The 24552-nt window shown below is 65.4% G+C and carries 24 protein-coding genes; 14 read left to right on the top strand and 10 right to left on the bottom strand.

Annotation, left to right across the window (positions count from 1 at the left end):
• The first annotated feature begins 1 nt into the window (after window position 1).
• The gene (gene mmsB, locus CXR02_RS16760; RefSeq protein WP_104063013.1) at window positions 2-1312 is read left to right on the top strand and encodes a multiple monosaccharide ABC transporter permease; all 1311 of its coding nucleotides are present in this window, start codon (window positions 2-4) and stop codon (window positions 1310-1312) included.
• A gap of 37 nt (window positions 1313-1349) precedes the next feature.
• Window positions 1350-1559: a hypothetical protein gene (locus CXR02_RS16755; protein ID WP_104063012.1), complete on the top strand. Its 210-nt coding sequence runs from the start codon at window positions 1350-1352 to the stop codon at window positions 1557-1559.
• A gap of 54 nt (window positions 1560-1613) precedes the next feature.
• Here CXR02_RS16755 and CXR02_RS22465 read toward each other — a convergent pair whose 3' ends face one another.
• Window positions 1614-1778, bottom strand: coding sequence for a hypothetical protein (locus tag CXR02_RS22465; protein WP_181037271.1), 165 nt, complete (start codon window positions 1776-1778; stop codon window positions 1614-1616).
• A 134-nt stretch (window positions 1779-1912) separates the two neighbouring features.
• Between CXR02_RS22465 and CXR02_RS16750 the strand changes: the two genes are divergently transcribed.
• Window positions 1913-2488 carry a DM13 domain-containing protein gene (locus tag CXR02_RS16750; protein WP_258061048.1) on the top strand — a complete coding sequence of 192 codons (576 nt, stop codon included), beginning with the start codon at window positions 1913-1915 and terminating at the stop codon, window positions 2486-2488.
• A 149-nt stretch (window positions 2489-2637) separates the two neighbouring features.
• On the opposite strand, the gene CXR02_RS16745 is transcribed toward CXR02_RS16750, so the two are convergent.
• The 9 genes from CXR02_RS16745 to CXR02_RS16705 form a co-directional block, all read right to left on the bottom strand.
• Entirely contained in the window at window positions 2638-3075 is a 438-nt protein-coding gene (locus tag CXR02_RS16745) for a hypothetical protein (RefSeq protein WP_104063010.1), read from the bottom strand.
• A gap of 111 nt (window positions 3076-3186) precedes the next feature.
• Complete coding sequence (locus CXR02_RS16740; RefSeq protein ID WP_056347899.1) at window positions 3187-3453, bottom strand: GlsB/YeaQ/YmgE family stress response membrane protein; 267 nt, start codon at window positions 3451-3453, stop codon at window positions 3187-3189.
• A gap of 132 nt (window positions 3454-3585) precedes the next feature.
• A complete protein-coding gene (locus CXR02_RS16735) occupies window positions 3586-4419 on the bottom strand; it encodes an aldo/keto reductase (protein WP_104063009.1) in 834 nt (277 codons plus the stop codon).
• Between the two features lie 28 nt (window positions 4420-4447).
• On the bottom strand, window positions 4448-7003 hold the full coding sequence (locus tag CXR02_RS16730) for a rhamnogalacturonan lyase (RefSeq protein ID WP_104063008.1): 2556 nt from the start codon (window positions 7001-7003) through the stop codon (window positions 4448-4450).
• Between the two features lie 139 nt (window positions 7004-7142).
• Window positions 7143-8186 carry an SDR family oxidoreductase gene (locus CXR02_RS16725; RefSeq protein ID WP_104063007.1) on the bottom strand — a complete coding sequence of 348 codons (1044 nt, stop codon included), beginning with the start codon at window positions 8184-8186 and terminating at the stop codon, window positions 7143-7145.
• Complete coding sequence (locus CXR02_RS16720) at window positions 8180-9151, bottom strand: aldo/keto reductase (RefSeq protein ID WP_104063006.1); 972 nt, start codon at window positions 9149-9151, stop codon at window positions 8180-8182. The genes CXR02_RS16725 and CXR02_RS16720 overlap by 7 nt, the downstream gene beginning before the upstream one ends.
• Before the next feature lie 90 nt (window positions 9152-9241).
• A complete protein-coding gene (locus CXR02_RS16715; protein WP_104063005.1) occupies window positions 9242-10063 on the bottom strand; it encodes an aldo/keto reductase in 822 nt (273 codons plus the stop codon).
• 253 nt (window positions 10064-10316) lie between these two features.
• Window positions 10317-10526 (bottom strand): dodecin, encoded by a 210-nt coding sequence (locus CXR02_RS16710; RefSeq protein WP_104063004.1) that lies wholly within the window; start codon window positions 10524-10526, stop codon window positions 10317-10319.
• Between the two features lie 105 nt (window positions 10527-10631).
• Window positions 10632-11336 carry a FadR/GntR family transcriptional regulator gene (locus CXR02_RS16705; RefSeq protein ID WP_104063003.1) on the bottom strand — a complete coding sequence of 235 codons (705 nt, stop codon included), beginning with the start codon at window positions 11334-11336 and terminating at the stop codon, window positions 10632-10634.
• Between the two features lie 144 nt (window positions 11337-11480).
• Here CXR02_RS16705 and CXR02_RS16700 point away from each other — a divergent pair, with 144 nt between their 5' ends.
• From CXR02_RS16700 to CXR02_RS16650, 11 genes are all read left to right on the top strand, one after another.
• Entirely contained in the window at window positions 11481-12977 is a 1497-nt protein-coding gene (locus CXR02_RS16700) for a four-carbon acid sugar kinase family protein (protein ID WP_104063002.1), read from the top strand.
• A 91-nt stretch (window positions 12978-13068) separates the two neighbouring features.
• Window positions 13069-13968, top strand: coding sequence for an NAD(P)-dependent oxidoreductase (locus tag CXR02_RS16695; RefSeq protein ID WP_104063001.1), 900 nt, complete (start codon window positions 13069-13071; stop codon window positions 13966-13968).
• A gap of 161 nt (window positions 13969-14129) precedes the next feature.
• Window positions 14130-15596, top strand: coding sequence for a GntP family transporter (locus CXR02_RS16690; protein ID WP_104063000.1), 1467 nt, complete (start codon window positions 14130-14132; stop codon window positions 15594-15596).
• Window positions 15596-16447, top strand: a complete 852-nt coding sequence (locus tag CXR02_RS16685; RefSeq protein ID WP_104062999.1) for a class II fructose-bisphosphate aldolase — start codon at window positions 15596-15598, stop codon at window positions 16445-16447. Before CXR02_RS16690 ends, CXR02_RS16685 begins: the two co-directional genes overlap by 1 nt.
• A 38-nt stretch (window positions 16448-16485) precedes the next feature.
• The gene (locus CXR02_RS16680) at window positions 16486-16890 is read left to right on the top strand and encodes a DUF1304 domain-containing protein (protein WP_104062998.1); all 405 of its coding nucleotides are present in this window, start codon (window positions 16486-16488) and stop codon (window positions 16888-16890) included.
• 120 nt (window positions 16891-17010) lie between these two features.
• Complete coding sequence (locus CXR02_RS16675) at window positions 17011-18390, top strand: acyltransferase (protein WP_104062997.1); 1380 nt, start codon at window positions 17011-17013, stop codon at window positions 18388-18390.
• Window positions 18387-18719: a GNAT family N-acetyltransferase gene (locus CXR02_RS16670; protein WP_104062996.1), complete on the top strand. Its 333-nt coding sequence runs from the start codon at window positions 18387-18389 to the stop codon at window positions 18717-18719. The genes CXR02_RS16675 and CXR02_RS16670 overlap by 4 nt, the downstream gene beginning before the upstream one ends.
• Before the next feature lie 298 nt (window positions 18720-19017).
• On the top strand, window positions 19018-20640 hold the full coding sequence (locus CXR02_RS16665) for an aspartate aminotransferase family protein (RefSeq protein ID WP_104063040.1): 1623 nt from the start codon (window positions 19018-19020) through the stop codon (window positions 20638-20640).
• A complete protein-coding gene (locus tag CXR02_RS16660) occupies window positions 20637-22079 on the top strand; it encodes a lysine N(6)-hydroxylase/L-ornithine N(5)-oxygenase family protein (protein WP_104062995.1) in 1443 nt (480 codons plus the stop codon). The genes CXR02_RS16665 and CXR02_RS16660 overlap by 4 nt, the downstream gene beginning before the upstream one ends.
• Window positions 22076-22669: a GNAT family N-acetyltransferase gene (locus CXR02_RS16655; protein WP_104062994.1), complete on the top strand. Its 594-nt coding sequence runs from the start codon at window positions 22076-22078 to the stop codon at window positions 22667-22669. The genes CXR02_RS16660 and CXR02_RS16655 overlap by 4 nt, the downstream gene beginning before the upstream one ends.
• A gap of 2 nt (window positions 22670-22671) precedes the next feature.
• Entirely contained in the window at window positions 22672-24546 is a 1875-nt protein-coding gene (locus CXR02_RS16650; protein WP_308470697.1) for an IucA/IucC family siderophore biosynthesis protein, read from the top strand.
• The last annotated feature ends 6 nt before the right edge of the window (window positions 24547-24552 follow it).

Raw genomic sequence — 24552 nt, 5'->3', positions numbered from 1 at the left:
CATGTCCGCCCTACGAGAATCCCTCGGCTTCCTGACAAGCCGCCTCCGGCAGGTTGGCATCTTCGTTGCCCTGATCCTGATCGTCCTGCTGTTCCAGATACTGACCAACGGCATCCTCCTGGAGCCGCAGAACGTCACCAACCTGGTGGTCCAGAACAGCTACATCCTCATCCTCGCCATCGGCATGGTCATGGTGATTATTGCCGGCCACATCGACCTCTCGGTGGGATCGATCGCCGGCTTCATCGGCGCCGTCGCCGGCGTCATGATGGTCCACTGGGGCTGGGCCTGGTGGCTGGCCATCCCGGCCTGCCTCCTGGTCGGGGCGCTCGTCGGGGCGTGGCAGGGATACTGGATCGCCTACGTCGGCATTCCGGCCTTCATCGTCACCCTGGCCGGCATGCTGATCTTCCGCGGACTCACCCTGATCACCCTGAAGAACCAGCAGATCACCCCGTTCCCCTCAGAACTCCGCGCCCTGGGCGGCGGCTTCCTCCCGGACATCTCCGGGGGCACCTCGGTGCTGGAATGGCTGACCGTCATCCTGGGCGTGGGCGCCACGGTGGCGCTGCTCATCCAGGCGCTCAAGGAACGCCGGATCCGCAAGAAGTTCGACCTCGAAAACGAACCGATGGCCTGGTTCGCGACCAAGACCACCTTCGTTGCCCTGCTCATGCTGATCATCACGTTCCTCCTCGCGAGCTACCGCGGCACCCCGATCGTCCTGATCGTGCTGGCAGTCCTGGTGATCGTGTACACGGCGCTGATGAACAACAGCGTCTTCGGCCGCCACACCTACGCGATCGGCGGCAACCTGCACGCAGCAGAGCTGTCCGGGGTCAAGACCAAAGCCGTCACTTTCCGGCTCTTCGTCAACATGGGCGTCCTGGCGGCACTCGCAGGCCTGGTGTTCACGGCAAGGCTCAACTCGGCACAGCCCGCCGGCGGTACCGGCTTCGAACTCGACTCTATCGCCGCGGCATTCATCGGCGGCGCCGCAGTCCAAGGCGGCATCGGCACCGTGGCCGGAGCCATGATCGGCGGCCTGATCATGGGCGTGCTGAACAACGGCATGTCCATCCTGGGCCTCGGCACTGACTACCAGCAGCTCATCAAGGGGCTGGTCCTCCTGCTGGCTGTCGGCTTCGATATTTTCAACAAGAACCGCAGCGGTGGCGGCGGCAGCACCATCGGGAAGAGGTTCAAGTTCAGGACTTCCCCGCCGGCCACGTCGGAATCCCATGCACCCGCGGGGACGAAGGACCAGGCGAAGGATCGCCCTGTCCCCGTTTCGGCGGTCAAGCCTGAGTAACCAGGAAACCCACCCCAACTATTAACAAGGAACCGATATGTCTACCCCCATAGACCGCATTGAGATAGATGTCGCCAGCCGGCACCTTTTGGACGAAGAGCTTGATGCTGCCGTCCGGCGCCTTCAGGAAGTCGCCCTCCTCACAGGCACGCACGGCATCCTGGTCACCCGTGTCGCCCCGGGCCGCTACACCGCAACGCTGTCAGATCAGGTTCCTTTCGGGATGACCCGCGAACTGGTTTCCTGAGGGCTGCCGGAACCGCCGCGGTTCCGGAATCAGGCGCCTCGCCGTCTCGTGACCCTAGGAGTCGGAATCTTTCCTGCGGATCTCGAAGAACTTATCTGACTTCAGAGCACCCGGCTTGGCCTTGTTGGCGTTGGACCATCGTGGGATCAGGATCGCGAACAGTGCGATCACTACGACCGCTCCGATGAAGGCCATGAGGATTCCTGTTGGTACATCCATTTTCATGCTCCTTCGGTTATGAAACTGAGGGATGCGCTAGCAGATGTAGGTATGGTCAGGCGGTGCGAGCAGACGGCTGGTCCGTTGCATTGGTCAGCGGATACACGGACGATGATTGCATGAGCGGAAAGTCCATGAGCCGAAAGCAAAGCCCAGCCCGACGCCGGACCTGGATGATCGCTGCGGCGGCCCTTGCAGCGGTAGGGCTGGTGATTGGGCTTGTGCTGTTCAAGCCCTGGCTTCTCTTTGTGGACGTGAGAGTGGATGAACAGCTCCCCATCGTGGCCAGCAGTCCAGCGCAAGCACAACCGACTCCGCCTACACCCCTGGCGCCGACTCCGGCACCCATGCCTGCAGGCCCGGTGCAGCTTGCTGTGGGTACGCTGATCAGCCATGAACACGCCACCACGGGAACTGTCCGGATCGTACAGCAGCCTGACGGCGCCAGGCTGCTCACGCTCGAAAACCTGGATACGTCCAATGGTCCGGATGTGCACGTCTGGTTAAGTGCCGCCCACGTGGTGGAAGGAACGGCCGGGTGGTTCACCGCCGGCTCCGCAGACTACTACGACCTCGGCCTGATCAAAGGAAATCAGGGCAATCAGGTTTACCGGATTCCCGCCGACGTTGACCTGTCGAAGTACCCGTCGGTTGACCTGTGGTGCGTTCAGTTCAGCGTGTCGTTCGGTGCTGCCGAGCTGGTCACCTGAGACGGCATCTGGCCATGACCTGAGACGTGGCTGGCCGCCGCGTCCCCCAAGGAGCGCGGCGGCCAGCAACGACCATTTTTAGCACAATTTCAGCGTGGCTTCCGTGTCACACGGCGAATCCCGCGTAACGTCCCTGCAACGATCCCCGATCATTCCCGTCGGGGGTCAACATTCGTGGCTGCGCCGGCAGTAGTGGCGCCGCCTTCACCGGACCAGTCCTGGCCCTGGTTGTCATTGAACGCGGGGTCTGACTCAACGTCCGATGTCCCCAGGTTCACCGTTTCCGGGTGCGTGCTATGGGCGGGAACGTGATCGCCCACCGCGGCACTGCCGGACGCGGTGTCGTGGTGCACGGCCGAGCCGATGACTGTGCCCGCCCGGCGCGCAGCCTCACCGAGCTGGTCCGCCACGTCGGGAGCCTTCTCCTTAATGGCCGAAGCGGCGGCACTGACCTTGTCCTGGACCGGCTTACTGTCCCAGATGCTCGCCGCCCTGGCCTTGAGCTTGTCGTACGCTGCCCGGCCGGACCGCGATCCCAGGACATAACCGGCCGCGATGCCAATACCTAAGAGTAGTTTTGATTTCATAGTGAACTCCTGCTCGTTGAGAAGGTGTCAGTCCCCGATCCGCTTGGCCGGGGGAAAGAAAACCGGCCCCGGGATGTGGTCCCGGGGCCGGTTTTCATGCCGGTGACGACGCTAGCTGCGGACGCTGCGCTTCGTGACCATGCCGTAAACCAGCAGCACGATGATCGAGCCGGCGATCGCCAGCAGCCAGGTCTGCAGCGAGAAGAACTCCTGCAGGCCGGTACCGAAAATCATTCCGCCGAGCCAGCCGCCGAGGAACGCACCAACGACGCCCAGAATGAGGGTGATGATCCAGCCGCCACCCTGCTTGCCCGGAAGGATCGCCTTAGCGATCGCGCCGGCAATAAGGCCAAGAATCAAAAATGCAAAGAAACCCATTTTTCGTTCCTTCTTCCTACATCAGGGAGGTGCCCGGATCCCGGGCACGCTTCATCCCTCTGCCCTAATACTAATCATGCTTACTTTATTTTCGCCACTCCGAATCTCCGCGGAATGCCTGTTCGGGGCCCCTCAGTGTCCTGTTGCGTCCGAATCGTTGCCGGCGCCGGGCCCCTCGTCCAGGATGGCAAGTTCCGCGAGATCCTGCCGGTCCAGGGAGAAATCGAAGATGTCCAGATTCTCCTGCATCCGCTCGGGATTTCCGGATTTTGGAATGACTACAAGTCCCTTCTCAATATGCCAGCGAAGCACCAGTTGAGCGGGCGTTTTGTCGTACTTTTCGCCCAGCTGCGCAAGGAGGGGAGCGCCCAACAGGCTGGCCCCCGACCCGCCCAGCGGGCTGTACGATTCCGTGACAATTCCATGCAGGGCGTTGAACTCCCGTTCCGCCTCGCGGGTGATCGCCGGGCTCAGCTGGATCTGGTTCACCGCAGGCACAACGTCGGTTTCGGCCAGCAGCCGTTCCAGGTGTGCCGGTTTGAAGTTGGAGACGCCGATGGACCGGACTTTGCCCTCCGCCTGCAGACGCTCAAACGTCTTCCACGTCGAGACGAAATCATCACGCGCAGGGAGCGGCCAGTGGATCAGCAGCAGGTCCACGTAGTCCAGTCCCATGCGCGTCAGCGACCCCTCCAAGCCCGCCACCGCGCGGTCCTGGCCCTGGAATTCGCCGTCCAGCTTGGTAGTGACGAAGATTTTGCTCCGGTTCACCCCGCTGGCGCGGATGCCGTTCCCAACACCTTCCTCATTGCCGTATTTCACTGCCGTATCGATGTGCCGGTACCCGGCTTCCAGGGCCTGTACGACGGCGGCAGTCACCTGTTCGTCGTCCAGCGGCCAGGTGCCGAGCCCCAGTTGCGGGATGCCGTGGCCGTCATTGAGCGTGATGAGCGGTGAGAGAGTCATTTCAACAGTCTGCCGTGCTTTCGCCTGCCTAGCCTTCGAATGCCCGGAGAATATTTCCGGCCTGGTAGTCGAGTGCTGTTCGTGCCACGTCGGATACCTGATCTGGCTTCTTTTGCTGGTCCAGGAACTTCACAAAGCGCTGGATGGCCTGTGCCGCTTGGGAGGCATCGCCGTCGTCCACTGCCTTTGCCGCCTCCTGCACACCCGCTGCCAACTGCTTCGCGACCGGGCCCGCCACGTCGCCGGACTCAACCAGGTCCTCCACAGCCTGTTGGAGGGCTTTCACACTGCCCGGAAGCCAGGCCGCCCGCAGCGGCACATCACCGAAGTGCATGTCCGAAGCGAAGTAGAAGTCCGTGTAGGACTGCTGGTTGTACGTGGTGTTCTGCCGGGCAACTTCAGCGCGGTACTGCGGATCGTGCATGAGCGTATAGAGCTTGTGGTTGGTCACTTCGGTGCTCAGGTACATCCGGAGGGCTGAGCTGTCGGCCGTCCGGACCAGCATTTCCTCGCGCCAGTCACCCACTACGTCTGCAACGAGGCTCGGGGTGCCTTTGGTGCCGTTGTTGGTCCGGGTGTTCGTGGCGGTGAGCAGCCTGCCGCGCTTCCAGTCGTCAATGGTGGGGGTCTGGTCGCCGGAGCCATTGATGATCTGGGTTGTCATGTCCGCAGCCCATTTGATGCTCATGTTGGTGCCCGGGGTGGCGGCGGAAAGCTTGTCGCCGTCGGCCGACTGCATGCCAATGGCCCAGTTCTCGATGCCGGGCACTGCCGGATCCACGTCGCCGATCATGCCGCGGCCGGTGTCCTTCCCCGAATAGGCACCGAACAGTACCTCGCCGGTGGCAGCGTCGCGCATGGCGTAGCCGTACGGGGCGTACGTGCCGCCTTCGTGCACCGTGAAGATCTCCTTGCCGGGGCGGGCCGGATCAATGTCCGTGACGTGCATGGCGTCGCCGTGGCCCAGCCGGGCCTCCTCTCCCGGGGTGGCGCTGCCGGCCGGCATGGTGTCGGACGAGCTGTACAGCAGCGAGCCGTCGTCGTCGATGGTGGCCGAGCCGTACACAATTTCCTGCCTGCCATCACCGTCCACATCGGAGGCGCTGAGGGAGTGGAAGCCCTGCGTGGTGAGCGTGCCAAACTCGGGGTCCGTCCCGTCCCGGCCGTGCGGGCTGTCCTTGAAGGGGTTGGTCATGGGCGCCCAGCCCGAGTCCACGTTCCACAGCGGGGAGAGGTTGGCGCCGTCCCAGGTGTAGGCGGCAAGTGTGCTGCGCGTGTAATAGCCGCGGGCGAAAACAGCGGCGGGCCTCTTGCCGTCCAAATACGCGACGCCGGCCAGGAACCTGTCCACGCGGTTGCCGGGTTCGATCCGGGCCATGGCGTAGTCGCCCCACATCAGGCCGTCGTCGTGCCTGCCGGGCTCGTACGCTACCGTCTTCAGTTCCTTGCCCGTGGCGCCCTCGAAGACGGTGAGGTATTCCGGGCCGGAAACGATGAAGCCCTCAAAGGCCCGCAGGGCGTTCCGGGCGCTCCGGGCCGGCGCGTAGACATCCATGAAGTAGTCCGTCACCGCTTCGGCATCTGTCCGGGACAGCGGGTACGTGTACTGCGGGGCGATGCCGAAGGCTTCTTCCAAGGTGGCCGGCCAGTTGCCCGCCTTGACCTCGGGGTGGTCGCTCCAGCCCAGGAACGTGTCCACCATGTGCTGGTAGTAGTCGGCGGCGCTCATCCGGTAGTCGTCGGTGTTGGCGTATCCGGCGTCGAGGTCCTTCTGCAGCAGCGAGATGAAGGACTCAGCGGCCACCGAGCCGTCCGGGTTGTAGGTGGTGGTCTTGGTGCCCGGGGCTGTCTTGAACATCATTTCCGAGCGCCCGTCGCCGTCGAAATCGTTCACCAGCAGCTGCGTGTAGTGGGCGCCGGACCGGATGTTGACGCCCAGATCGATCCGGTGGAGCAGCGTGCCGTCGGCCTTGTAGGTGTCCACATAGGTGTTGCCCGTGTAGCCCACCTGGGAGACGTCCTTGGAGTTGTTCGGATCCCACTTGACCACGAACTCGTACTCGCCATCGCCGTCGACGTCTCCCACCGAAGCATCGTTCGCCGAGTAGGTGTACGCCTGGCCGGCGGGCGTCACGCCGTCGGCCGGTTTCTTCAGCGGGATGTCCCTGAAGTTGCCGCCCCACGGGGTGGCAGTGGCGCTCCGGTCCAGTTCAACGCCGCCAACGACGGCACGCACGTCATATGCCGACGACGCGGTTCCGCCGGCGTCAAGGTAGTTCGTGCTGTCTGTGACTGTTGCGAGCTTCTGGCCGTCGCGGTACACATTGAAGTCGGTGCCGGTGAAGCCTGTGGCGGACGAGCCGGTTGCCTCGTGGCCCAAGAGGCGCCAGGTCAGGAAGACGCCCTCGGATGTGCCGGCAGCAACCAGCCCGCGGTCCAGATATTCCAGCTGTACGCCCGCCGTGGCGGGCTTCGCTGAAGGCCCGACGGCGGCTGCCGGGGTGGTGAGGAACCCCGCGGTCAGGGCGAGGCCCGCAGCTGTGGCCACCGAAAAACGGCGCACGGATATCCTGCTCGGATTCATCAGTGAATCCTTTCAATTTTGGATTGGGAAAACGCTTCCCCAGTAACCTAGTGGGGGTATGCGCCACAAATCAACCCTTGCGCCCGGCGGGAATCCCGAGTATTTAGAACGTTGTAAATGGCATGGCCGGGCCGCGCCGTCAGTCAGCCGCCCTTCGCGCCCACCTGATCAGCCGATCACTCAGATCCATAAACGACTGGTCCACCACCTGAAGTTCCGGGTGGCTCTCATGCCAGTCAACGATCTCCCGGGTCCCGTCCGCAAACGGGATGGTGGCCGCAAAGCCAGGCACCAGGGCTTTGATCTTGGTGTTGTCGAACACCACCGAGTGGGCGCGGTCGCCCAGGAGGCTTGGACCCAGATGGGGGCTGTGCCCGGCGCCGTGCGCGGCGATGGTTTCCGAAGATATGTGGACCAACTCGGGTTCGGCAACTCCGGCCGCCCGCGCAAACAGGCCATAGATCTGGTTCCAGGGCAGGTACTCATCCGACGTGATGGTGTAGCTCTCGCCCACCGCCTGCGGCCTGCCGAGCAGTCCCACGAAGGCCTTCGCGAAGTCCCTGGCGTGCGTCACGGTCCAGAGCGAGGTGCCATCACCGTGCACCATGACGGGCTGGCCGGTCCGCATCCGGTGGATGTCTGTCCAGCCGCCCACCAGGCCCACCCTCGTGCGGTCGTACGTATGTGAGGGGCGCACCACGGTGACCGGAAAGTCGTCTGACCGGTAGGCGTCGAACAAGAGGTCCTCGCACGCGATCTTGTCCCGTGAATACTGCCAGAACGGATTTTTCAGCGGAGTGGATTCCAGGATCGGCAGCCGGGTGGGCGGCTTCTGGTAGGCCGACGCCGTGCTGATGAACACGTACTGGCCGGTCCGGCCCCGGAACAGTTCCATACTGGAGCGCGCCTGATCTGGAGTGAAGGCAATAAAGTCCGCAACGGCGTCGAACTCCCTGCCCTGCAGCACCGCCCGCACAGCGTCCTGGTCGCGGATATCCGCGTGCAGGACCTCCGCGCCGTCCGGGACCGGCCTGTCCGATTGGCCGCGGTTGAGGATGGTCACCCGGTGTCCCAGCACGACGGCGCGTTCCGCCGCTGCGGCGCTGATCACCCCGGTGCCGCCCAGGAAGAGGATGCTCCGTGGTGCCACGGTGTCGGCCGCGGAATCCAATGGATTCACCATGCGTAGTCCTCCGGTGCCGGCCGGTGGCCCGGGAAGATGTCGTCGAGCCGCTTGAGCGCGTCGGCGTCGAGCGTGACCCCCAACGCCCGGATGCCGGCGTCGAGCTGTTCCTGTGTGCGCGGCCCCACGATCGGTGCGGTGACAGCAGGCTGGTGAAGCAGCCACGCTAGCGCGATGTCGCCGGGTTCGTGCCCCAGCCCGTCCGCGAGATCCTCGAACTGCTGGATCTGGTCCCTGTGTTGCTTGAGCGTTTCTGCGGCGCGCCCTTCGGTGCGCCGGACGCCCGCGCGTTCCTTCTTCAGGACGCCGCCCAGCAGCCCGCCCTGGAGCGGCGACCACGGGATCAGGCCCAGTCCGTACTGCTGTGCGGCGGGGATGACCTCCAGCTCCACCTCGCGGCGGAACAGGTTGTAGATGGACTGCTCGCTGACCAGCCCGGTGTAGTTCCGGCGGCGGGCGGCTTCCTGTGCCTGGGCGATGTGCCAGCCCGCGAAGTTGCTGCTGCCCGAGTAGAGGATCTTGCCCTGCTGGACGGCCACTTCGATGGCCTGCCAGATCTCGTCCCAGGGCGTGTCCCTGTCAACGTGATGGAACTGGTACACGTCGATGTAGTCCGTCTGGAGGCGCTTCAGGCTGGCGTCCAGGGCGCGCCGGATGTTCAGCGCGGACAGCTTGGACTCGTTGGGGAGGTCCGTCATGGTGCCGTACAGCTTGGTGGCCAGGACGGTCCGTTCGCGGCGCTCGCCGCCCTTCGCGAACCAGCGGCCAATGATTTCCTCGGTCCAGCCCCGGTGTCCGTGTCCGCCATAGACGTTGGCGGTGTCGAAGAAGTTGATGCCGGCGTCCAGGGCCGAATCCATGATGCGGTGCGCGTCAGCCTCGTCGGTGTGCGGGCCGAAGTTCATGGTGCCCAGGCAAAGCCGGGAAACTTTCAGGCCCGAACGGCCCAGGTGCGTGTACTGCATGCGGAGGGATCCTTCGCTGGTGGTTGGGCGAGGCGGAACGCGCTGACCGAGCCCGCCGGAATCGGTGCAGACAGGCTCGGTCAGCGTTGGCTACAGCTGTGTGAAAGCGGCGACGGCGGGATCGGAACCGATGCGCGCGCCCCGCTCGAGGGCGGTGATGGAGGCGAGCTCGTCGTCGGTCAGGGTTAAGGACGCGGCCGCGAAGTTTTCGCGGATACGGGACGGGTTAACCGACTTGGGGATGACGATGGTGCCGGCGGCCAGGTGCCAGGCCAGGACCACCTGCGCCGTGGTGGCGTCGTGTGCCTTCGCAACGGCGGTGACGGCGTTTCCGTTGAGGTCCCCACCCTGGCCCAGCGGGCTATAGGCCTCCACGGCAATCCCGAGGGCACGGCTTTTGGCGGCTAGCTTGGCCTGCTGGTAGCTGGGGTGCAGTTCAATCTGGTTCACGGCGGGTACGACGTCCGCGGACTCGAGCAGGGTGTCCAGGTGGTCGGAGAGGAAGTTCGAGACGCCGATGGCACGGATCGCCTTGGCGGCATACAGGGCCTCCAGTTCCTTCCAAGCCTGGACGTAGAGGCCCTGTGACGGGACCGGCCAGTGGATGAGGTAGAGGTCCACGAAGTCAAGTCCCAGCGCCTCGCGGGTGTCCTGGAATGCGTCCCAGGCCCGGCCCTGGTCGCCGTTGCGGAGCTTGGTGGTCACGAAGATTTCCTCGCGCGGAATGCCCGAGGCTGCGATGGCAGCGCCCACACCTGCTTCGTTGCGGTATCCCGCGGCGGTGTCGATGTGGCGGTAGCCGGCTGCCAGGGCATCCTCAACGATCCGCTGGGTGTCTTCCGGCGGAACCTGGAAAACGCCGAAGCCGAGCTGGGGGATAGCGACGCCGTTGTTCAGCGAGATTTCTGACATGGGTACTCCTCGTAGTGCTGAAGGATGGTTCCTGGCTCGGGATGTCCGGCAGGAAACCGCTTTCGGGAACTGCTCCGGTACGAGCCTATGCACTTTCGCGCCGATAGTCAGTCCTTGACCGTGTCCCTGTTTTTCCTAGGACCGGCAGTCCTACCTTCGTTGCAGGAAGTGCCTGGCAGGGCCGTGCCGAATGGCTGAACAGAGATGGCCGCGCCCAAAGGACGCGGCCATCACCGTTCAGACTTTGGAAGGGTCAGCCTTCGTGGCGGAAACCGAGCTTGATCCGTACCTGCCAGTCGGCAACCTTGCCGTCTTCGAGGTGACCGCGGATTTCCTTGACCTCGAACCAGTCCAGGTTGCGCAAGGTCTTGGCGGCCTCGGCGATCCCGTTGCGGACTGCCGCGTCCACGCCTTCTCCGGAGGTGCCGACAATTTCAGTAATGCTGTACGTGTGGTTGGACAACTTCGCTCCTCGTGATCGCCTTCGATTCCCGGTTGCGGGCCGTTCTTGAACACTAGTGGCACTTTTGAAGCGTGGCCAGAGCCAATACTTCGGAGCGGACCCTGGTCAGGGCGCTTCGAGGACCAGGTTCTTGAGGTCATCCAGGGTCTGCTGCATGTGCAGGTCCATGGCTTCGCGCGACCTGCTCGGGTTACGCGATTCCAGTGCCTCGGCGATGTTCTGGTGGTGTCCGATGGCGTGCTCCTGGATGGTTGGCACGGCCGAAGTTTCGGCCCGGCGCTTCTCGAGCACCCGGTGCAGCGGTGCGAAAAGGACCGCCACAAAAACGTTCTCCGAGGCGAGCAGGATCAGGTCATGGAATGCCAGGTCAGCCTCCACGAAGGCGGCCACATCGTTGACCTCATGGGCGGCCCGCATCGCCGCTACATGGCCGAACAGCGCCTGGATGTCGGCGTCGCTGATCCGTGCCGCCGCGAGTTCGCACGCCCCGGTTTCAAGCATCCGGCGCAGTTCAATGAGCTGCACGGAGGCGGCAGCTTCGTTCTGTCCCTCTGATGCGGCGCGCAGGACGGCTTCCAGCGAAGCCCAACGGTTCAACGGGTTAACGAACGTGCCGCGGCCGCGTTCCACGCTGAGGATCCGCTGCGCTTCCAGGGTCTTCATGGCCTCGCGCACCGTCATCCGGCTCACCTCGTGCTTGGCGCTGAGCTCAAGCTCGCCGGGCACGCTGGAGCCGGGCGGAAAGTCGCCGGCAATAATGCGGTCCAGGAGTTCGTCGGCAACAACGCCCACCAATGATTTCCGTGCCATTACGTCCCCCTTGCGGCGTCGCCAGATATGTCTGACAAGTCTACTTGCGCGTTTGTATGTCCTGTGCCACACTATTTGAAATGTTAGATGTCAGACATCTTACAGTTACCTCAATACTTAGATTTCCACACAACGGAGTGCACTGTGACGCTTGAAGCAGACATCCTGGCCGCCTTCCCGGCCGAAGTCCGGATTCCCGCCCGCCTGGTGGCCGACGCCGTCGCCGCGTCCAGCGCGGAGACCCCCCGGATGCTCGTAGTGCTCGACGACGACCCCACCGGAACGCAGTCCGTTGCGGATCTGCCCGTGCTCACCCGCTGGGAAGTGGAGGACTTCATCTGGGCCTTTGGCCAGGCGAAGCCTGCCGTGTACGTGCTGACCAACACCCGCAGCCTGGACCCCGCAGAAGCTGCAGCCCGCAACGAGGAAGTGGTCCGCAATGCACTGGCCGCCGCCGGCTCCGCAGATGCCGGTGCCGATTCGAGCCTGCGGCTGGGCTTCGTGAGCCGCAGCGACTCGACCCTCCGTGGCCACTACCCGCTGGAGCCCGACGTCATCGCGGCCACTGTTGCCGACGTCAGCGGAGAAGCCACCGACGGCGTTGTGCTGGTGCCGGCGTTCCCCGACGCCGGCCGCGTGACCATCGGCGGCGTGCACTACATGCGCGGCACCGGTGACGATGCCGGCAAGCTCACCCCTGTGGCCGAGACCGAATTCGCCAAGGACGCCAGCTTCGGCTTCGCCAACTCGGACATGACCAAATACGTGGAAGAGAAGTCGCAGGGCCGCTTCGCCGCGGAATCCGTGATTGTCCTGGACCTGAACATCATCCGCGCCTCCGCCGATCCGCAGATCACCGCCAAGGCCATCGCCGACGCCATCGAGCCCGCCACCAACTCCACGCCGATCGTCGCCGACATCGTCACTGAGAACGACCTCCGCGCCCTGTCCCTTGGCCTGGAAGAAGCCGAACGCCGCGGCAAGAAGCTCCTCTACCGCGTGGGGCCGCCGTTTGTCCGCGCCCGGATCGGCCAGGAAATCCGCACCGAGCTCACCGGCGCTGAAGCCTACGCAGGCAACACCCCGTCCGAGGCCGGCGGCCTGATCGTGGTGGGCTCCCACGTGGGCGTCACCACCCGCCAGCTCAAGGCCCTCACCGAGCAGCACAGCGCCGCGCGGATTGTGGAGATCGACGTCGAGAAGCTTCTTGCCGCCGAAACCGAAACAGCTGCGGACGCCTACCTCGACCAGACCGTCGGCACGGTTGTGGAAGCACTCCACGGGGGAGATGTCATCGTCCACACCAGCCGCCTGCTGATCAAGACTGGCGATCCCGCCGAAAGCCTGCGGATCGCGCGCACAGTGTCCGCCGCCGTCGTCGCCGTAGTGAACCGGACCCTGAAGACCTTCCCGCCGCGGTTCGTCATCGCCAAGGGCGGCATCACGTCCTCGGACGTCGCCGCCCACGGCCTGGAAATCCGCCACGCCATTGTCCGCGGTCCCATGCTGCCGGGCATCGTCTCGCTCTGGGAGCCGGTGGACGGCCCCGCCAAGGGCATCCCGTACATCGTGTTCGCCGGCAACGTGGGCGACGACCAGTCCCTCGCTGACGTCACCCGCAAGCTCAGCAACACCTTCTAATCCCAACCCCGGTGGTTGAGCTTGTCGAAACCCGTCAATGGATTTCGACAGGCTCAATCACCGATATCGCCAGTATTCAAGGAAGAACACCATGACCAGCAACTACACCGTCACCGTCCTGGGCCTCGGCGCCATGGGCCTGCCCATGGCCACCCGACTGGCCAGCGAGCTCACCGTCCACGGCTTCGACATCGCCGAGCCGCGCCTGAAGCTCGCCGAAGAAGCCGGCATCCGCACCTTCGCCTCCGCCAGGGAAGCCTCCAAGGGCGCCGACGCACTGCTCCTCGCGGTCCGCAACGGCGAGCAGCTCAACGACGTCCTCTTCGGCGAGAACGGCGTGGCTTCCGTGCTGGAACCGGGTGCCGTCGTCATCCTCGGCAGCACCGTGGGCACCGAAGCCATTCCCGCTACGGTAGAGAAGCTCGCCGAATACGGCGTTGAGCTCGTGGACGCGCCGCTGTCCGGCGGCCCCAAGCGCGCCGGCGAAGGCGACCTGCTGATCGTCGTCGGGGCCTCCCCGGAAGCACAGGAGAAGGCCCGCCCGGCCCTCGAATTGCTCGCCTCCACGCTCACCGTGGTGGGCGACAAACCCGGCGACGGCCAGGCCCTCAAGACCGTCAACCAGCTCCTCTGCGGCATCCACATCGCGGCCGCCGCCGAGGCCATGGCGCTCGCCGACGCGCTCGGCCTGGACCAGGCCAAGACCCTCGCCGCCCTCGAAGCCGGCGCGGCAGGTTCGTTCATGCTTTCCAACCGCGGCCCGCGCATCCTCGAGGCCTACACCGAGGAAGGCGCCGAGGTCCTGTCCCGCCTGGACATCTTCGTCAAGGACATGGGCATCGTGGGCAAGGCCACCCGCGCCGCCGGCCTGGCAGCCCCCGTTGCCGCCGCCGCCGAGCAGCTGTACCTCCTGGGCCAGGCCCAGGGCCTCGCCGCCGCCGACGATTCCGCAGTCATCAAGGTTGTCGCGCCCACCAAGCGCACCGCCTAGGCACCACTAGTTCACCACGGCTAAAGCACCCCCAAAAAAACGTACGACGACGGCGGTCCCCCCCTCCGCCGTCGTCGTATCTTCCAGCGTTCACAATGCACAAGAAAAAGCGCCCGCCAGCCCGTCTTCTGGAAGACTGGCTTGTCGAAGGAGACACCGCAATGAACCCCCTGACTAACTCGCTGATGGTGCGGGCGGCCGACGCCCCCGCCATCAAACCCGCCGTGGAGCTGGGTACTCCGCTGCTCCTCACCATCGCGGCGATCGGCATCGCCGTCCTGCTGGTGATGATCATCCGCTTCAAGATCCAGGCCTTTGTGGCCCTGCTGACCGTAAGCATGGCCGTGGCCGTGGCCTCGCAGATCCCGCTGAAGGACGTCTTCACCGTCGTCGCCACCGGTGTGGGCGGAACCATGGGCAAGGTGGCCCTGCTGATCGCGCTCGGCGCCGTCCTGGGCCGGATGATCGAGGTTTCCGGCGGCGTCCAGTCGCTGGCCGCGCACTTCACCGAGAAGCTTGGCGCCAAGCGCGTCGCGGTGGCGCTCACCGCCGTCGGCTTCCTGGTGGCCATCCCCGTGTTCTTCGAGGTGGGCATTATTGTGCTCGTCCCGATCGTCTACGCCTTCGCGAAGATCGCCAACGTGCACCCGGTCAAGTTCGGCCTGCCGATGGCCGGCATTATGCTCTCCATCCACGTCGCCGTGCCGCCGCACCCAGGCATCGTGGCAGGCGCCGGCGTGTTCGGCGCCGACATCGGGCTCATCACGCTGATCTCGCTGCTCATCTGCGTCCCGCTCGGATTCCTGTCCTACTGGGTTGCCAGCATCATGAACCGCAAGGAGTACGAGCTCCTCCCCGGCGTCAAGGCCCAGGTGGACGAATTCGGTTCCGACTCCCTGGTCAAGGTCGGCCACCAAGGCCCCGGCGCCGTAGGCATCGCCCCGCCGCGTCCGGCCCTGATCATTTTCCTCATCGCCGCGCCGATCGTGCAGATCCTCATCGGCACCCTGGGCACGCTCACCATCCCCAAGGACAACTCCTGGTACGGCCTGGCTGCCTTCATCGGCAACCCGTTCTTCGCCCTCCTGGTGGCCGTTGCCCTGTCTTTCTTCCTGCTGGCGGTCCGCCGCAACTGGTCCCTGAAGGAAACCGGCGAGATCTTCGAAGGCGCCCTGCCTCCCATCGCGTCCATCCTGATGGTTGTCGCGGCCGGCGGCGTGTTCGGTGAGGTCCTGCGGACCTCCGGCATCGGTGCCGCACTGTCCCAGACGCTGGACCACCTGGGCCTGCCGGTGATTGTGCTCGGCTTCGTGATCTCCCTGGCACTGCGTGCAGCCCAGGGTTCGGCAACCGTCGCCATCGTCACCACCACCGGCCTGCTGACCTCAGCCGTGATGGAAGGCGGCTACTCGCCGGCCCAGATCGCCGTTATCGTGATCGCCATCGGCTTCGGCTCCCTGGGCCTGTCCCACGTGACCGACGCCGGCTTCTGGACTGTGGTGCGCTACTACGGACTCACCGTCTCGGACGGCCTCAAGACCTGGACCGTTCTCACTACCGTCCTGGGCGTGGCCGGCTTCATCCTGACCTACGTGGCCTGGATCCTCGTGGGAGGCCTGAGCGTCTGATGCGCACCCGACTCGACCACCTGGTCACCGCCGCCCTCCAGCAGGGCTCCGCCGTTCCCGCCTTCACCTGCTACGACTTCACCACCGCGCTGGCCGTTGTGGGCGCGGCCGAGGACGCGGGCCACGGGGTCATCCTGCTGGTGGCCCCCAGAACGGCCGGCACGTCCAACGGCCTCCGCCTGATCGCCGCGCTCCGCGGGCTGGCAGACGCCGCAACCGTTCCGGTGGCCGTCCAGCTGGACCACGCGACGGACCTCAAAGTGATGGCCGACGCCGTCGCCGCGGGGGCGGATTCGGTCCTCGCGGATGGCTCGTCCCTGCCGTATGAGGACAACATTGCGCTGGTCCGTGAGGCCCGCGCTGTGCTGGGTGCCGGCGTCGTGCTTGAAGCGGAACTCGGCGGTCTGGCCGGCGACGAAGACCGGGCCTTCGGTGCCGATGAAGCCGGGGTGGCCGTTGCCGGCCTGACGGACTCCGCGCAGGTGGAGGACTTTGTGGCCCGGACCGGCGCGGAACTGCTGGCTGTTGCGGTGGGCAACGTCCACGGTAAGTACAAGGGCGAGCCGCAGCTGCGCTGGGACGTCCTGCAGGACATAGCCGTGCGGACACATATCCCGCTGGTGCTCCACGGCGCGTCCGGCATTCCGGCGGGGGAGCTGGTCAAGGCCGCCGCCATGAACGTGGGCAAAGTGAACTTCAATACCGAGCTCCGCACCGGCGTGCTGTCCACGCTCCAGGAACAGCTGCCGGCGCACCGGGCCGACGGCGAGAACCTCCAGGGCCTGCTGGGCCACTGGAACACCTCGGCCAGGGAATTCGCCACGTCCGCACTGGGCATGCTCAGCCGCTGACGCATCAGTTGAGTTTTTGGGGAGGCTAGGATCAGCACATGATCCTGGCCTCCCTGCTTTTTGCCTTCCTCGCCGCCGCGCTCCACGTCTACATCTTCACCATGGAATCCCTCACCTGGACCACGCCGGCCACTTGGAAACGCTTCGGCCTCGCCTCCCAGGCCGACGCCGAGACCACCAAACCGCTTGCCTACAACCAGGGTTTCTACAACCTGTTCCTGGCCATCGGTGCGTTCATCGGGTTGGGCTGCGTGGCGCTTGGCCCCGACGCTTCGGCGCAGCACGTGGTGGGCTGGACGCTGATCTTCAGCTGCTGCGGCTCCATGCTGCTCGCCGCCGCGGTGCTGGCACTCAGCGGGAAAAAGTACCTCCGCGCCGCGGTTCTGCAAGGCACGACGCCGTTGCTCGCCGTCGTGCTTGGGTTGCTGGCCGTTACCGGCTGACTGACGCTCCTGAGGCGACCACTGCTGAGGCGACGTTGTGCCCGTTTCTGGCCGGGAACACCCTTTTCTGGCCGGGAGCGCATCACGGGCGGACAATTGAGTGAACAACAGCATCGGCGCATGTTGGGACTGCACGTGAGTGGTGTGAAGGAGGCGGGGCCGGCCCCGCAGGGTGAACAGGCGGTCCAGCGCGACCTCGTGATCGACCTCGTCCGGTTCGTCTGCCTGGCCCTGGTGGTGGTGGGCCACTGCATGATGGTCAGCCCCGTCCTGCAAGGGGACGGCACCGTGACCTCCAAAAATACGCTGGGCGATCAGCCATGGTTCGAGCCCGTGATCTGGATCTTCATGGTGATGCCGCTGTTCTTCGTGACCGGCGGCACCACGGGCCTCCAGTCCTGGCAGCGGCTGAGAGCCCGCGGCGGTACGGGCGTCGAGTTTGCCCAGGCCCGGCTGCTGCGGCTGGTCCGCCCGGCGGCGGCACTCCTGGCGGTGATGTTCCTGGGGTTCTGGGCCGCGCTTCTGTTGGGCGTGGACGCCCAGGTGGTGCAGCTGATGACCACCGGAGCGGGCATGCCGCTCTGGTTTCTGGCCGCCTACCTGGCCGCCCAGCTAAACATCCCGCTCCTGGCCCGGTTCCATGAGCGCGCGCCCTGGCTGACCGTTGCGGTCCTGGCTGCCCTCGTGGTGGCCATCGACTGCTTCCGCGGAGCCCTGCCCATGCTCGCCTACGCAAATCTTGTTTTCCTGTGGTGCGCCGTGCAGCAGCTTGGTTTCCTGGTGGCCGACGGTCACCTGGCCAGGCTCTCGCGCTCCGGCCTGGTGGGGCTCATCCTGGCAGCCAACCTTGTGCTCGGGCTGGTCACTGGCCTGGGTCTCTACTCCGGAAATATGCTGGTCAACCTCAACCCGCCCAACCTCTGCCTGCTGCTCCTTGGCGTGTCCCAGGCTGCCGCGCTCCAGCTTTTCCGGCCGGGGCTCGGCTGGGTTTCCGGCGTGCGCTGGATCCGCGGGGTGGTCATGGTTGCCGGGCGCCGCTCCATGACCGTGTACCTGTGGCACCTGCCGTTGCTCGCGGCCATGTCCGGGCTCCTGCTCCTCACCGACTTCCCCAAGCCCGCGGCAGGCACCGCCGAATGGTGGTGGGCCCGGCCGCTCGTCCTCCTGGGGGTTGTGGCCCTCCTGGTCCCGGTGCTGGCCGCGTTCGGCCACCTTGAGGAACGTCCGACGGCGTCTGTCCACACACGCGGCCGGCCCGCCGCTGCGGTGGTGACGGCCGCCGTCGTCGTCTTCATTCCGGTGGCGGACGCTGCCCTCAACGGCCTGACGCTGGGCCTGCTCGGAGGCGGCGCGGCATGCTTTGTGTTGGCCGTCCTGCTGCTGGGCCGGATACCCGAACGTGTCCCCGGCGATGTCGGTGCCGAACGCGTCGCCCACGATGGCAGCCAGTCTGACGGGCCATTGCCAGCGGGGCCAAGTAGTGCCAATGTCGAACCATGACTGAGAACATGATTTCCACAGAGGACAAGTTCAGCCCCGACGTCTCGCTGTCCAGGGATGACGAACATCACCGCTACGAGCTGCGGGTGGGCGGAAAGGTCGCCGTCCAGTCCTTCTTCCGGGACCTGCCCGGACACGTGGATTTCCTCCACACAGACACTGCCGAGGCCTTCCAGGGCCAGGGCCTGGGCAAGGTGCTGGCCCACTTCGCGCTCGACGACGTGGTGGCCTCGGGCAAGCGGATCATCCCGCATTGCCCCTTCATTACCCGCTACCTCCGCGCCCACGAGGGGGGCTACGAACAGCACATCGACTGGCCGGACAACTAGCGCGAACGGTCATTTAAGGCCCCTCGAACCAGCGCGATCGTCATTTAAGCCCCTGGAACTCCCTCCGGAGGGCCTCAAAATGTCCGTTCGCGCGGAGTATTTTGCACCCGATTAGCGATCGGGGCCAGTCAATGACGCGCCCGCGACCTGAAGAACGCCCGTATTCCCGCGGCTTAAGATAAATAAGTCACTAAAGTTTGACGAAAAGGTTCACCTAAGTAAGGCTTACCTTGCTAAAGACAGCCCCAACGTCGAACTAAGGATGACCACTGTGCCGCTGCTGCCCCGTGTTGATGAGATGTACGTGGATGAAAATCGGGTGGGCGAAACCCTGCCCGGGCAGGATTTCGGCTCCCGCGTGGAGCTGGCCCTCGCTGCCACCAACCATCTGTTCAACACCAGGAACTCCACCCGGTACGTGGCGCAGGTGCTGCAGGGCGTCAACGCCGTGGCCACCAAAATCGACCGCACCACCCGGCCCTTTACCGGCGTCGGGCCCGCCGAAATGAAGGCGCGCATCGGCGCCGTTGACCTGGACCAGCCGCTCCCGGACACCGCCGCGGCGCTGGAAGAGCTGGAGACCGTGTACCTCCGGGACGCCATCTACTTCCACGATGCGAAGTACGCGGCCCACCTGAACTGCCCGGTGGTGATCCCGGCGCTGGTGGGGGAGGCCATCCTGTCCGCGGTGAACTCCTCAATGGACACCTGGGACCAGAGCGCCGGGGCCACCATGATCGAGCGCCGGCTCATCGACTGGACCGCCGAACGGCTGCAGCTGGGGGCGGCAGCCGACGGCGTGTTCACCTCCGGCGGCAGCCAGTCCAACCTGCAGGCGCTGCTGATCGCGCGCAACCACGCCGTTGCCGGGCTGCGGCAGGAGCCGGCCAACGCTGGACTCCGGCTGCCCGCGCTGCTGGAAAAGCTGCGGATCTTCACATCAGCAGACAGCCACTTCAGCATCCAGAAGTCCGCGTCCATGCTGGGCATGGGCTTCGACGCCGTCATCTCCGTCCCGTGCGCCGCGGACCACAAGATGGACCCGGCCGCGCTCGCCGAGGCCATGGCGGAAACCCACGACGCCGGGCTGGTGCCGATGGCGGTTGTGGCCACCGCCGGGACCACCGATTTCGGTGCCGTGGACCCGCTCGCGGACCTCGCGGCCCTGGCCCGCGCCTACGGTGCCTGGTTCCACATTGACGCGGCTTACGGCGGCGGGCTGATGGTTTCCGGCCGCTACCGCCACCTGCTGGACGGGACCCGCCTGGCCGACTCCGTCACCGTGGATTTCCACAAAACGTTCTTCCAGCCCGTCAGCTCCAGCGCCCTGCTGGTCCGCGACCGCGCCATGCTCCAGCACGTCACGTACTACGCGGACTACCTGAACCCGGAAAGCGCCGCCCTGGCCGAGATCCCCAACCAGGTGGACAAGAGCATCCAGACCACCCGGCGCTTTGACGCGCTCAAGCTGTGGCTGACCCTGCGCATCATGGGCGCGGATGCGATTGGCGCCCTGTTTGATGAAGCGATCGATCTCACCGCCCGGGTGGGATCAGTGCTGGCGGCCGACGACGACTTTGAGCTCGCCGCCGCTCCGCAGCTCAGCACGGTGGTCTTCCGGTACCGGCCCCGGGTCTCCGGTTCTGAACTCACCGGCACTGTGTCCGACGCTCACGGCCGGCTTTCCGAGGATGCGGCCGACGCCCTCAACCCGGCCATCCGCGCGGCGGTCTTCGCGTCCGGGCAGGCCGTGGTGGCCGGCACCAAGGTGGCCGGCAGGCACTACCTGAAGTTCACGCTCCTCAACGCCGAGGCAACCCTGGAGGACATCCGCGAGATCATCGAGCTGCTGCGCAGCACCGGCGTGCAGCTGCTGGCCGGCGCCAACACCAACAACAGCACCAGCGAGGTGTCCGCATGAGCACCTCGGACTTTAGCAGTTCTGCAGAAGCGCGCATTTTCGACTTCGCCGGCATCGGCGTCGGGCCCTTCAATCTTGGCCTCGCAGCCCTCAGCGAGCCGGTGGACGGGCTGGATGGCGTCTTCCTGGAGCAACGGGAATCCTTCGACTGGCACCCCGGCATGATGCTGGAGCCGGCCCACCTCCAGGTGCCGTTCATGGCGGACCTGGTGTCGCTGGCCGACCCCACGTCGCCCTATTCGTTCCTGAATTTCCTCAAGCAGACCGGGCGCCTCTACCGCTTCTATATCCGCGAAAACTTCTATCCGCTGCGCGCCGAGTACAACCAGTACTGCCAATGGGTGGCCGGCCAGCTGCGGTCCGTCCGTTTTAGCACGGCTGTGCTGGATGTAACGTACGACGCCGGCGTTTACCGCCTTTCGGTGCAAGGTCCGGAGGGGCCCGAGGTGCTGCTGGCGCGGCGGCTGGTGCTGGGCACGGGCACCTCGCCGTACGTGCCGGCGTCCTGTGACGAAATAGTCGACGCGGCCGCTGATGGCGGCGGGGGACTTGTCCTCCACAACGCCGATTACCTGTCGAGGAAGAGTGAGCTGCAGGCCAAGCGCAGCATCACCGTCGTGGGCAGCGGCCAGAGCGCCGCGGAAATCTATTACGAGCTCCTGCAGGACATCGACACCTACGGCTACCAGCTGAACTGGGTCACCCGGTCCGGGCGATTCTTCCCGCTGGAGTACACCAAGCTCACTCTGGAGATGACCTCGCCGGAATACGTGGACTACTTCCACGGGCTGCCGCAGGACCAGCGCGACGGACTCATCAAGAGCCAGAAAAACCTGTACAAAGGCATCAACTCCGAGCTGATCGACGCCATCTACGACCTCCTGTACACGAAGAGCCTCGACGGCATGGTGGACACCCAGCTCCTGACTCATTCGTCGCTCACGGGCGCCGCGTGGGATCAGACCGCCGGTTCCCACACCCTGCGGCTCCGGCACGGGGAACAGGGCTCGGATTATGTGCTGGACAGCGAAGCCGTGGTCCTGGCCACCGGCTACACCTACCGGGAGCCGGACTTCCTGGCCGGCATCCAGGACAGGATTGCCAGGGACTCCGCCGGCCGGTTCGCCGTGGCACGCAACTACAGCACCGGCGTCGAACCCGGCGAACTTTTCGTCCAGAATGCCGAGCTGCACACGCACGGTTTTGTCACCCCGGACCTCGGCATGGCCGCCTACCGCAACTCGTGCATCCTGCGCGAGATCGCCGGCCGCGACGTCTATCCCGTGGAGCGCAGCATCGCGTTCCAGCAGTTCGGCGCGCCCCAGCCTGACGCGCCCCAGCCCGGCCCGGTCTCCGCTTCAGTCCCCGGTTCAGTCTCCGGTCCGGCCGGACGCAGTGCCGAGCCTGTTCCCGCCCAGACGGTGGAGGTGTCCGCATGAGCTTCTCGTTCCGCTGTGTTGACGCCGTTGCCGATGCACCACTCCTCCACAGCTGGGTCACACAGCCTTACGCGTCGTTCTGGGGGATGCTGTCCTCCACAGTTGACGGGGTTGTGGAGGAATACTCGAAAATCCAGGCAACGGGGCATCACCACGCCTTGCTGGGGATCAACGACGACGGCGTCCCCGCCTTCCTGGTGGAGGAATACCTGCCGGCCGCCTCGCCACTGGCCGCGGTCTATGCCGTGCAGGAGGGCGACATCGGCATGCACCTGCTGGTGGCGCCGCCGTCGGAAGATCCCCAACCGGGGTACACGGCCGCGGTGATGGACGCCGTGCTGGAGCGGTTGTTCGAAAAACCGGGCGTGGAACGCGTGGTGGTTGAACCAGACGCCAGGAACTCCAAGATCCATGTGCTCAACGAGCGGCTGGGCTTCCAGCCGGCGGGGGTTGTCACCCTGCCGGACAAGGAAGCGCTGCTCAGCTTCTGCACACGCCAGGACTACCTCGCCGCCCGCGCAGCGCTGGGCCACCCCCGAGTCCCTTCCCATGACCTTTCCACCCCGATCCATCAGGGAGCATCACTGTGACCATCATCGAGCTGGACCCCACCGTCGTCGAAATACCGGACAGCACCGCCAACACCGTTCCCCACCTCGCACCCGAGCGCTGGGCTATAGCCAACCGCCACCTGGTCCGCAAGGCGCTCGCCGAATTCCTGCACGAACGCATCCTGGAGCCGCAGCGCCTGGGCTCCGGCAGGGGTGCCACGGGTCCGGAGGAGCCCGCGGTGTACGTGGTCCGCAGCGACGACGGCCTCACGGCGTACTCGTTCACAGCCCGCGTGCTTGAGCTGGAGCACTGGTCGGTGGACGCCGCTTCGATCCACTGCACACGCAGCGGCGAGGACGCCGCCCCGGACGCCCTGCGTTTCATCACCGAGTTCAGGGACACCCTGGGCATCCGCGAGGAGATGCTCCCGGTCTACCTTGAAGAGATCAGCAGCACCCTGGCCGGCCACTCCTACAAGCAGTGGCTGGGACAGCCGTCCGCCGAGGAACTCGCGGCAGGAGTCACCGGCGGCACGGACCCCGCCGCCGACTTCCAGGCCATCGAACGCAGCATGACGGAGGGCCACCCGTGTTTCGTGGCCAACAACGGCAGGCTGGGGTTCGGCATCAGTGACTACCGGGCGTTCGCGCCGGAGACCGGAGCCCCCGTCCGCCTGGAGTGGATCGGCGTGCACCGCAGCAAGGCTGTCTTCACCGCCAGCGCGGGGCTGGACTACCGCGCCCACCTGGAGGCCGAGCTCGGCGCCGCCGCGCTGCAGTCCTTTGAGAGCGAATTCGCGGCGCAGGGTGTGGACCCCGCCCAGTACTTCCTGATGCCGGTGCATCCGTGGCAGTGGGAGAACAAGCTCACCGTCACGTTCGCTGCCGAAATCGCCCAGCAGCACATCATCCATCTGGGGACCGGTGCCGACAGTTACCAGGCCCAGCAGTCCATCCGCACGTTCTTCAACACGGCCGCGCCCGCCAAGAGCTACGTCAAGACGGCGATGTCCGTCCTGAACATGGGCTTTATGCGGGGACTCTCGCCGCAGTACATGAAGGCAACCCCCGCCATCAACGACTGGCTGCGGGACCTGATCCGGTCAGACGAAGCCCTGCAGAAACGCGGCCTGGCCATGATCAGCGAGATCGCTGCCATCGGCTACCACAACGGCTACTACGAGGCCGCGTCCGCCAAGGGCTCGCCGTACCAGAAGATGCTGTCCGCGCTGTGGAGGGAAAGTCCGCTCCCGCTGCTGGAGGACGGCCAGCAGCTTGCCACCATGGCGTCCCTGCTGCACGTCGATTCGACCGGCAAGCCGATGGTGTCTGCCCTGATTGAGCGCTCCGGACTGGAGCCTGCCGAATGGCTGCGCCGTTACTTCGAGGCCTACCTCGTCCCGTTGGTCCACTGCCTCTACCGGTACGAACTCGCCTTTATGCCGCATGGCGAGAACGTGATCCTCGTGCTGGATAACGGTGTGCCAGTCCGTGCGGTGATGAAGGACATCGCCGAGGAAATCGTGGTGATGGGGCGCCGGCTGGACCTGCCCGAGGAGGTATCACGGATCCAGGTGGACATTCCCGACAGTGAAAAGGTGCTGGCCATCTTCACGGATGTGTTCGACTGCATCTTCCGCTTCCTTGGTGCCCTGCTGGTGGAGGACGGGAAACTCAGCGAGGAGGAGTTCTGGGGCACGGCCGCCCGCGTTATCCAGGAGTACCAGGCTGAACACCCGGAGCTCGCGGACCAGTTCGCCCGCCACGACCTGTTCGCCCCTGACTTTGAACTGTCGTGCCTTAACCGGCTGCAGCTGCGGAACAACCAGCAGATGCTTGACCTCACGGACCCGTCCGGCGGGTTGCAGATGGCCGGCAGGCTCGCCAACCCGCTCGCCAGGTTCGCTGTGGGGTGAGCTCAG

This window comes from Arthrobacter sp. 4R501, from assembly GCF_002929755.1.
Taxonomy (GTDB): Bacteria; Actinomycetota; Actinomycetes; order Actinomycetales; family Micrococcaceae; genus Arthrobacter.
Note: the sequence above shows the minus strand (reverse complement) of the source record. Positions and strands in the feature narration are given on the sequence as shown.